Genomic DNA, 9,529 nt, shown 5'->3' on the forward strand with positions numbered 1-9,529 from the left:
CCTGGACCACGAGGACGTCGACGGTCTCACCCGCACCACCGAAGGCTGGGCCGCGGCACTGCAGCTGGCGTCGTTGTCCCTGCGCGACAGCGACGATCCGTCGGGTCTCATCGAGCACCTGTCCGGCCGGCACCACGCGATCGGTGAGTTCCTCGCCGACAACGTCCTGTCCGCCCTCGAACCGGAAATGTACGAATTCCTGCTGGCCACTTCGATCCCCGAACGGATCAACGGCAGCCTCGCCTCCGTCCTCGCCGGCACGAAACGCGGGCAGGCGATGCTCGAGGAGGCCGAGGATCGCGATCTGTTCCTGCGCCATCTCGACGACGAGCGGATCTGGTTCGGCTACCACCACCTGTTCCTGGACTTCCTGCGGCGCCGTCTCGAACGCGACCATCCGGACCGCGTCGCGGATCTGCACCGCACGGCCGCGCGGTGGTTCGCGCGGCACCACATGCTCAGCGAGGCGGTCGACCACGCATTCGGCGCCGACGACGAGCAGTTGGCGGTGGACCTGGTCACCGCGGACGGCCTGTACCTCGCCGAGCGCTCGCACCTGACGACGCTGCTCGCGCTGCTCGACAAGCTACCGCCGCAAGCCGTGGCGAAAAGCCCTCGGCTGCAGTTGAACCTGGGGTGGGGAAACGTTCCGCTGCAACGACTCCCGCAGGCGAAACGGGCACTCGATGCCACGCGGGAAGCTCTGGCCCACAGCGACCTCCCCGAATCGGAGATCGACCTGTTCCGGATCGAGGCGGACGTGCTCGAAGCCTCGATCGAGATGCAGTCGGACCGCCCCGAGCGCATCGAGGAACTGATCCGGGAGTGCATGGAGAAGCCTGAGGACCTGCCGCCGTGGGTGGCTTCGGCCGCAGTCGATTTCGGCACCTACAGCGATCTGTACCGGTTCGATTTCGCGGCAGCCAGACGCCGGCAGGAAGAGGCCGCGCGCTACCACAAGCTGACGAAGGGCACGTTCGCGGCCGTCTACGGACAGACCCTGGCCGGTATCGCCGCAAGTGAGCAGCTCGACATCGCCGCCGCCGAAAGTCTCTTCCGTGCGGGGTTGCGCACCGCGCGCCGTGACAGCGGACCACATTCCCACTCGGCGCGTCTCACCGCGTCGATGCTCGGTGAACTACTGTACGAGCAGAACCGGATCGCGGAGGCGGAGGAACTGCTCGACGAGAGCCGGCACATGGGTGGCGAGGGCGGCACCCCCGAGTTCATGACCGCACGGTTCGTCACCGCCGCTCGGTTGAAGACGGCGCGCGGTGACCTCGAGACCGCCGTGGCACTGCTCGACGAAGGGACTCGGACCGCGGCCGATCTCGATCTGCCACGACTGCGCGCGCGGATCGACAACGAACGGGTGCGCATGGGGCTACCGATACCGGCTCCACCCGAACGACCGATGTTGGACGACAACACCGTCTTTCCCAATGGTGTCGTGGAGACGACCGCCCAGATCGAGGACTCCACCGCCATCCGATTGCTCTGGGATCGCGGCGATCCCGAGTCGCTGGAACGCGCCTGCGAGTGGGCGCATCGGTGGCACCGGCGGGTGCGCGCCCAGAACCGGCCTCGTGCGGAACTGATGGCCACGCGTCTGCTCGTCGGATGTCTGTTCGCCGCGGGACGCACCGAGGAGGCGGAGCGGAGGCTCGCCGAGGTGGTCCACATCTGCGGCGAGCGCGGCATGCTGCGGTATCTCCTCGACGGAGGTGCGAACACGATCGCCGTGCTGGAGCTTCTGCACAAGCGACTGCGCGAGAATCGGTGGCCGCCCGACTGGCCCACCGTCGACGAGGCATTCGTCGACGAAGTGGCGCGTATCGCGGGCGTCGCGAAGGGTACCGACGGGGTGTCGTGAGTTCGGCGTCCGGTTCGGGCACACTGCGAGCTGTGAGCTCCGCAGACACCGACGGGGTCCGCACGCGGTTGTGGCGCGGCGGACGGCTCGTCGACGAGAATTTTCCGCTGGCCGATGTCTCCGACCACCTCGCGGACGACTCCGCGCTGGTGTGGGTCGACCTGTGGGAACCCGACCACGAGCGGCTGCTCGCACTCGCCGAGGAGCTCGGCCTCGACCCGCACGCCGTCGAGGATTCCCTCGCGCACGGTGAACGCACCAAGGCGACCCGATATGCGACCCACACGTTCCTCACGGTCTACGCGACCAGGCTCGACTCCGGCAGCCCCGACACGGGCGACGACCTGGCCTCGCGGCTGCGGACGAGCCGCGTCTCGGCATTCGTGTTGCCACGCGGCATCGTCACGGTGTGGCGCGGCGACGCGTTCGACGTCGAGGAGCTGGTGCGCCGCTGGGACGACAACGTGGATCTGATGGTGCACGGCACGCAGGCGCTGGTGCACGGACTGCTGGACGTGATCGTCGACGGTCAGTTCGAGACGATCGAGTTGCTCGACGAGGCCATCGAGGGCCTCGAGGACGGACTGTTCGACGATCACGCGCAGACCAAGACGATCCAGCGTCGCACCTACCGGGTCCGCAAGGAACTCGTCGAACTGCGCCGCGTGGTGCTGCCGATGCGCGAGGTGGTCGCGCTGATCATGAGACACCGTGCCGAGCACGGTAATTCGGTCGAGCTCGACAGCTGGTACACGGATCTGTACGACCACGTGGTGCGGGCGACGGAGTGGACCGAATCGCTGCGCGACATGGTGACGACGGTGTTCGAGACGAATCTGTCGCTGCAGGACGCCCGGCTGAACACGGTGATGAAGAAGCTCACCGGGTGGGCGGCGATCATCGCGGTTCCGACCGCGGTCACCGGTTGGTACGGCCAGAACATCCCGTTCCCCGGTTTCGGCGGCTCGAGCGGGGTCGCGACCAGCGCAACGGTGATCGTCCTGTCCGCCGGGCTCCTGTACGTGGTGTTCAAGCGCCGCGGGTGGCTGTAGGTGCGCCTTCGGCGCCCGTGTGCCTTTGTGGCGGTCCCCGCCGCCAGAAAGGCACACGGGGCGCGGAGCGCCCACCAGGCACACCGGGCGCGGAGCGCCCCGACGTTTCACTCCCGACGTCCGGGGTAACTCCTACCCGAGCGATCACAACCCCGTGATCACACAAACCGAGGAGGACTCGTGGCCGACTTCATCGACAAGGCGAAGCACAAGGCGGAGGAGCTCGGGGGCAAGGCGAAGGAGCACACCGGCAAGGCGACCGGTGATCGCCGTCTCGAAGACGAGGGCAAGAACGACCAGGCGGCGAGCGGCCTGAAGAAGGCCGGCGACAAGGTGACCGACGCCGTCGAGGACGTGAAGGACTCGTTCAAGAAGTGACCGGATGCTCCGGCTCGGGGGCCGCGCGATCGCGCGGCCCCTGGTCGAGCCGGAACGGCGGGTATTCGTCGCGCATCAACGCCGCGTACGCCCACACCCGGTACGCCCACCGGTTGATCCCCACCACGAGATCGAACAGGCCATCCGGGTAGCGGCCGGTGAACAGCAGCGCGATCGCGGCGATCAGCACCAGGATCCCCAGCAGCGACCCGGCGTAATACAGGGCCGGGCTGTCCAGGTCGCCGCTCACCACCCATGTCGACGAGCCGGTGACCAGCACGGTGAGGATCAGGTAGTGCGGGATGGCCAGCAGCCACCACTTGACCAGAACCAGGCCGCGTGAGAGCCGCTCGGGGTAGTCGACGTCGAAGTCTGCCGGATAGTCCGTGCGGTGCAAGGTGAACGGCGGATACCGGTCGGTGCCCAGGGCGGAATAGGTGTAGAACGACACGCGCCACCACCAGCGCATCACACCGACGTTGAAGTCGAACAGGGGACGCGGGTACCGGGCGGTGAACAGGATCGCGAAGCCCGCAATGACCGTGATCACGAAGTGCGCGATCGAGAGGAAGAACAACACGACGAAGTGTGGGATCGCCAACAGCCACTTCACGAGCCACAGCCACCGCGACGGCGCGTCGAGGTCGCCGCGCACCGTCACCGGATACGGACCCACGACAGCCACTGCGGGATGCGGCGCATGTACCGGCGGCGGCAGGTGTCTGCCGATGCCGACCGCGCCCAACACGAGAAGGGGCACGCCGATGACCAGCAGTACGAGTGCGCCGATCATGCACCACAGCGTCAGCGGACCGAGGATCGGAAGGTTCACGCCCGCAGTGAGATCCACGCGGATGCCGGGAGAGGCGTCCGCGTTCATCACGACGATCGTCCAGTTCCCTTCCTGGAAGTCCCACTGCAGTTCCTGCGTACCGGGTCCCGAGGCCGACGCGGACCAGAACGTCTGCTCCCCCGGCGGGGCGGGCTGCCCGGTGCCGGGGATCTGCCGGTATCCCGGTTGGAACGGGAAGAAGTCGAGGTCGCCGAGTTCCGTGTGCGCGACACCGGCCAGATAGCCGTCGACGTCGTCCCGCCGCGCGATGCCGAGGAACACCTCCCGGTCCGGCTCGGCCGCGGTGCCGCGCAGCATGATCCGGCCGAGATCCTCCGGCCCGAACCCCGCAGGCATGTTCTCGTCGACGACCAGCCCGATGTTCTCGGAGACCAGGGCCGCGGTGTCGGTCCGGTACTGCTCCGTCGGGGTCGTGAAGTAGCCGTTGTCGCGCTGGAATGCGTACGCCCAGCCGAGGAACGCGGTGGCGGTGAGCAACGCCAGGCCGAGCAGCGACATCAGGACGCCCACCACGAGCATGATCACTCTGCCGACCCTCATGATCGACCTCCGGTTCGACGGACACGCAGGCCCGTCAACCCTAGCGCTCCGCGAATGTGCCGAACAAGAGTGCGGCGGCGCCTCGCAGGCCCGTCAGGACACGTCGAGCTTGCCCGACAGTTGTTCGAGGCGACGCAGACTCGCGCCGTCCAGCCCCACGATCTCGGCGCTCTTGCCCCTCTCCGCGTACTTGTGCAGGACCGAATCGAAGGTCGCGACCGTCGAGGCATCCCACACCTCCGCGTCGGTGAGGTCGATCACGATGCGGTCGGGGTCGTTCGCGTAGTCGAACTGGTAGACGAGGTCGTTGCTCGACGCCCAGAACAGCTCGCCGGAGACGCGATAGGTGCGGACACCGTCCGCGTCGGCCGTGTGGATCCGGGTCATGTGCGCGACGCGTCGTGCGAACGCGACCATCGCCGTCAGCACACCCGAGACCACCCCGATCGCGAGATTGTCGGTGAGCAGCGTCACCACCACCGTCACCGCCATGACGAGGGTCTCGCTGAGCGGCATCAGTTTCAGGGTGCGTGGCGAGATGCTGTGCCAGTCGAGGGTTGTCACAGCGATCACCAGCATCACCGCGACGAGCGCGGCCATCGGGATGGCGCCGACGACCTCGCCGATGGTGACGCACAGCACCAGCAGGAACAGCCCGGCGAGGAACGTCGAGATGCGGGTCCGTGCACGACCTTCCTTGACGTTGATCATCGTCTGGCCGATCATCGCGCAGCCGCCCATACCGCCGAACAGTGCACCGGCCCAGTTCGCGACGCCCTGTCCCCACGCTTCGCGGGTCTTGTCGGAGTGGCTGTCGGTCAGGTCGTCGACGAGTTTCGCGGTCATCAACGACTCCATGAGTCCGACGAGCGCGAGCCCGACCGCGTAGGGGGCGACGATCCGCAATGTCTCGACGTTCAGCGGCACGTCGGGAATCATCCACGTCGGGAAGCCGCTGGGCAGGTCGCCCTGATCGGCAACGTCGGGCACGTCCAGGCCGAACAGCACCACGATGCCGGTGAGCACGACGATCGCGATCAGCGCTGCGGGCACGGCGGTGGTGAGCTTGGGGATGAACACGATCATCGCGATGCCGGCTGCGACGAGCGGATACACCGCCCACGGAACGTCGAACAGGTGCCGGAGCTGCGCTGTGAAGATGAGAATCGCCAGAGCGTTGACGAAGCCGATCATCACCGACCGCGGAATGAAGCGCATGAGTTTCGCGACACCTGCGACGGCCAGCAGGATCTGCACCGCACCGGCGAGCCACACCGCGGCGATGAGGTAGTCGAGTCCGTGCGACGCAACGAGCGGGGCGATCACCAGGGCGGTAGCGCCGGCCGCGGCCGACACCATCGCGGGCCGGCCACCGACGAATGCGATCGTCATCGCCATGATGCACGAGGTGTACAGCGCGACCTTCGGGTCGACACCGGCGATCACCGCGAACGACACGACCTCGGGGATCAAAGCAAGGGAGGTCACGAGACCGGCGAGGATCTCCGTGGTGAGGCGCCGGGGCGAGCGGAGGGTTTCGAGCACAGTTTGCACCCGGGAAGTCTAGGCACGGAAACACGACGAAGCCGGTCTCGTGTCCCTCTGGTGCGAATCGCCGCAACGTGTAGTGTGGACACATCGGACAGCTCGCTTCGAGTGTTCGAGGTCGGCGGCGCTCCCATGGTCCACAATCACCATCCGAGCAGCACGCGACCATCCGAAGAACCACCCTGGCACGTCTCCACCCGGTCACGGACCTTTCTCGACCCCGTGATCGCCTGTTGTACCGAGCCGTACCCGAAAGAAGGACGCTATGAGCAACGACACCGAATTCACCGGTCCGCTGTTCCTGCAGCCGAGCAACCCGGACGACGAACAGCTGCCCGAGATCACGCAGCCGCAGCCGCAGAGCGCCCCGAACTACGACGGGCTGTTCTCTTCGCGCCCCTGAGGCCTGTTCCAGGACATCCGCCGCGTACCGGTGCGGGCGAAATACTTTCCCCCAGCACCGGTTCCACGTTGTTACCGGTCGATTGCGTCACCGGTCCCCGTATTGCCGTGATGTTTCGTGCTGTCCGGCGATCACGATGGGGGCGAAGGTCGTTCCCAAGGTTCCGCCCCGCGGATCGGCGCGGACCGGCGTGATCGTCGGCTTGTCACCGCGACCGGCCGAGGACGCACTCGTCCTGCTCGCCCGCCACGGTCACCGAGCGCGCCAAATCGACACGCCCCCAACCGGAGCTGCCGTCCGGTGACGGGCCTGCTTCGCTCGGGGAGTACCGACCCGCGCCATCACGGCACCGTCGACGAGCAGGGCGAGTAGCGTCGGCACACAACGTCCCGAACGCGGGGGTTCACATGAAGCACTTCCGAATCGTCGACGAACACGGCGGGGTCATCGACGAACAGCCGTTCCGCACGGCCGACGAGGCTCACGCGTGGGCGACCACCCATCCCCGGTCGGAGCTGGGACCGTGGTCTCTCGAGGAACAGGTGGACGGTCGGTGGCAGCAGCTCGGAGGCTCCGAACCGACCTGACACCGGCCTTGACCGATCCTCGGGTCGATACCCGCCGAGGCCGCCGACGGGCACGCGGATTCGGGTAGTCGCCTACTCGTGTTTTCCGGTTCCACCGCTGCCAGGCTTCTGGCATGGACACGGAACCGTTGTCGATGACCATCGTCGGACCGCCGGCGCTGTCCGGGACCGTCCTGCAGATAGGTCCGGGACGCCAGGTCCTCGGGTGCGACGCGTGTGCCGATCTGAAGATCGACGATCATCGGGTCGGCGCACGTCACGCCGCGATCGACCGCTTCGGCGGCCGGGTCGTCGTCGAGGATCTGGGGTCCTCCCACGGGACCTGGGTCGGCGGCGAACGTCTCCGCGGGGCTCGTGAATTGCACGACGGCGAGATCGTCACGTTCGGCCGTGTCGAGGTCCGGCTCGAGCAGGTCGACGAAGCACTCCCCCCGATCCGCGCGAATCCGCGACCCCCGCCGGCCGGTTCCGACGACCGCAACCCGGACGACGATTACGCCCAGCAGCGGGAGAGCTTCCTGCACGAGGTCAGAACGGCGAGGGCGTGGGCCCGATTCGTGTTCTGGGTCGGATTCGGAATGGTGCTCGTCGGAGTATTCGGGTGCACCTGGTTCCTCGCCAACGGAGCCGACGAGCCGGGCACCGCGTCGGTGGCGACCGCCGCGACGGACGAATTCCCCGCGTTCGGGCCGCACACCGTCCTGGGACCGGTCGGAACGCTCTTCTTCATGATCGGGTTCGTCGGCCACTTCGTGCTGATTCTCGGCTCGTTCCTGTGGATCATCGCGGCCGCGCACGTGCGGCGGGTGGACACCGACCCGCGCTATCCCTGGAATTCGCACGCCGCGCGATGAGAGACGATGCGCTACTCGAAAATTCGGGTAGCCGTGTACTCGTGTGCTCCGGACGTGCCGTTGCAAGGCTTCTGTCATGGACACGGACACACCTTCGATGACCATCCTCGGACCGCCCCCTCTCGCCGGGACCGTCCTGCGCCTCCGGCCGGGGAAGCAGGTCGTCGGGCGCAGCGCGCACGCCGATCTGCAGATCGACGATCGGCATCTCAGCGCACGGCACGCCGTGATCGACTGTCTCGGCGGTCGAGTGTTCGTCGAGGACATCGGCTCGTCGAACGGCACCTGGATCGACGGCGAGCGGATTCGGGGGATCCGCGAGCTGCACAGGGGCGAGTCGGTCACATTCGGTTGTGTCGAGGCACGACTCGCTCCGGCGGACGTAACGGCGCTGCTCCCCGGGATCGAGCCTCGCCACCCACCGCCGGTCAGGTTCGACGTGGGGAGCCAGCAGGCCGGCCACATCAACAACGTCGGCCACAACCAATACAACAGCTACGTCCAGCAGCGCGAGAGCTTCCTGCGCGAGGTCGCTGCGTCGAGGACGCGGGCGCGGTACGTGTTCTGGATCGGGCTCACGATGGTGCTCGTCGGGGCGCTGGGATACGCCTACTTCCTCGTCGACGCCCTCGGAAGCCTGAGCACCGCGTTCGAGACGGGCATCGAACCGGAGAGTTTCCCGATCTTCGGTCCGGACACCGGTTTCGGTCCGGCCGGACTGATCTTCTTCATGATCGCGTTCATCGGTCAATTCGTGCTCGTCGTCGGGTTGATCCTGTGGATCGTCGCAGCCGCTCGTGTACGGCGAGTCGACACCGACCCCCGCTATCCGTGGAACGCACCCGCATCGAGATGAAGGGACACGTCATGGTTTTCAACATCGGCTCACAGCAGGGAGCGATCAACAACGTCGCGGGAGATCAGACGATCCATGGTGGGCAACATGTTTCGTTCACCACCGCGGAGGCGCTCGCGTCTGCCGGTGAACTGGCCCGCGCCCTGCGCGAACTGGGACTCACGGAGAGCGCACACGAAGCCGACGACGTCGAGCGGGAACTGAAGCAGCACACGCCGAACCGTGAGCGTATCGCCGCCCGGCTGACGCGAATCGCGCAGACGGTCACCGCGGTCGCAGCGGCGGGTTCCGCCGTTCACGGACCGCTGGTCGCACTCGCCCGATGGTTGGGCACGCTGGGATCCCCCGTTCTGCGGGTCCTCGGACTCTGAGCAGGAGTCCTTCGGCGACGACCGGAAATGTCGCTGCGGGGTGCCACGTGCGCACCGACCAACGATCAAGCCCCGCACGCCGATTCCTCACAGAAGCCGTGAAGACGATTGTGAAGCACAACGAGTCCTCGGGAACTCGCCGAGAGCCACTGAACCGAACAGGCGCGGTGCCCCCAGTCGGACTCGAACCGACACTCGGCGGATTTTAAGTCCG

General features: G+C 67.0%; 9 protein-coding genes and 1 pseudogene. 8 read left to right on the top strand and 2 right to left on the bottom strand.

Annotated features, from left to right (window positions below; translation table 11 throughout):
• The 3 genes and pseudogenes from I0Q12_RS32475 to I0Q12_RS09175 form a co-directional block, all read left to right on the top strand.
• A pseudogene (locus I0Q12_RS32475) lies at positions 1-1,873 on the top strand (protein kinase); the annotation flags it as partial.
• Positions 1,874-1,905: 32 nt separating this feature from the next.
• Entirely contained in the window at positions 1,906-2,925 is a 1,020-nt protein-coding gene (locus I0Q12_RS09170) for a magnesium transporter CorA family protein (RefSeq protein ID WP_197251632.1), read from the top strand.
• Between the two features lie 180 nt (positions 2,926-3,105).
• Entirely contained in the window at positions 3,106-3,303 is a 198-nt protein-coding gene (locus tag I0Q12_RS09175; protein WP_197251633.1) for a CsbD family protein, read from the top strand.
• On the opposite strand, the gene I0Q12_RS09180 is transcribed toward I0Q12_RS09175, so the two are convergent.
• Together I0Q12_RS09180 and I0Q12_RS09185 are read right to left on the bottom strand one after the other, a co-directional pair.
• The gene (locus I0Q12_RS09180) at positions 3,293-4,696 is read right to left on the bottom strand and encodes a DUF4389 domain-containing protein (RefSeq protein ID WP_197251634.1); all 1,404 of its coding nucleotides are present in this window, start codon (positions 4,694-4,696) and stop codon (positions 3,293-3,295) included. The two genes, I0Q12_RS09175 and I0Q12_RS09180, sit on opposite strands and share 11 nt — an antisense overlap.
• A gap of 93 nt (positions 4,697-4,789) precedes the next feature.
• The gene (locus tag I0Q12_RS09185) at positions 4,790-6,250 is read right to left on the bottom strand and encodes a SulP family inorganic anion transporter (RefSeq protein WP_374068673.1); all 1,461 of its coding nucleotides are present in this window, start codon (positions 6,248-6,250) and stop codon (positions 4,790-4,792) included.
• 259 nt (positions 6,251-6,509) lie between these two features.
• Here I0Q12_RS09185 and I0Q12_RS09190 point away from each other — a divergent pair, with 259 nt between their 5' ends.
• The 5 genes from I0Q12_RS09190 to I0Q12_RS09210 all read left to right on the top strand — a co-directional run bounded on the left by I0Q12_RS09190 (position 6,510) and on the right by I0Q12_RS09210 (position 9,315).
• Positions 6,510-6,647: a hypothetical protein gene (locus I0Q12_RS09190; protein ID WP_197251635.1), complete on the top strand. Its 138-nt coding sequence runs from the start codon at positions 6,510-6,512 to the stop codon at positions 6,645-6,647.
• Between the two features lie 407 nt (positions 6,648-7,054).
• Complete coding sequence (locus I0Q12_RS09195) at positions 7,055-7,234, top strand: hypothetical protein (RefSeq protein WP_197251636.1); 180 nt, start codon at positions 7,055-7,057, stop codon at positions 7,232-7,234.
• 113 nt (positions 7,235-7,347) lie between these two features.
• Positions 7,348-8,088: an FHA domain-containing protein gene (locus tag I0Q12_RS09200; protein WP_197251637.1), complete on the top strand. Its 741-nt coding sequence runs from the start codon at positions 7,348-7,350 to the stop codon at positions 8,086-8,088.
• Between the two features lie 76 nt (positions 8,089-8,164).
• A complete protein-coding gene (locus I0Q12_RS09205) occupies positions 8,165-8,944 on the top strand; it encodes an FHA domain-containing protein (protein WP_197251638.1) in 780 nt (259 codons plus the stop codon).
• A gap of 11 nt (positions 8,945-8,955) precedes the next feature.
• On the top strand, positions 8,956-9,315 hold the full coding sequence (locus tag I0Q12_RS09210) for a hypothetical protein (RefSeq protein WP_197251639.1): 360 nt from the start codon (positions 8,956-8,958) through the stop codon (positions 9,313-9,315).
• Positions 9,316-9,529 lie beyond the last annotated feature (214 nt).

The sequence above is a fragment of the Rhodococcus sp. CX genome (assembly GCF_015865005.1).
Taxonomy (GTDB): Bacteria; Actinomycetota; Actinomycetes; order Mycobacteriales; family Mycobacteriaceae; genus Rhodococcus.

Bases quoted from the DNA above. Each gene is read 5' to 3' on its own strand.
- I0Q12_RS09190 (WP_197251635.1), top strand. From the start codon at position 6,510: ATGAGCAACGACACCGAATTCACCGGTCCGCTGTTCCTGCAGCCGAGC.
- I0Q12_RS09200 (WP_197251637.1), top strand. From the start codon at position 7,348: ATGGACACGGAACCGTTGTCGATGACCATCGTCGGACCGCCGGCGCTG.
- I0Q12_RS09195 (WP_197251636.1), top strand. From the start codon at position 7,055: ATGAAGCACTTCCGAATCGTCGACGAACACGGCGGGGTCATCGACGAA.
- I0Q12_RS09205 (WP_197251638.1), top strand. From the start codon at position 8,165: ATGGACACGGACACACCTTCGATGACCATCCTCGGACCGCCCCCTCTC.
- I0Q12_RS09180 (WP_197251634.1), bottom strand. From the start codon at position 4,696: ATGAGGGTCGGCAGAGTGATCATGCTCGTGGTGGGCGTCCTGATGTCG.
- I0Q12_RS09210 (WP_197251639.1), top strand. From the start codon at position 8,956: ATGGTTTTCAACATCGGCTCACAGCAGGGAGCGATCAACAACGTCGCG.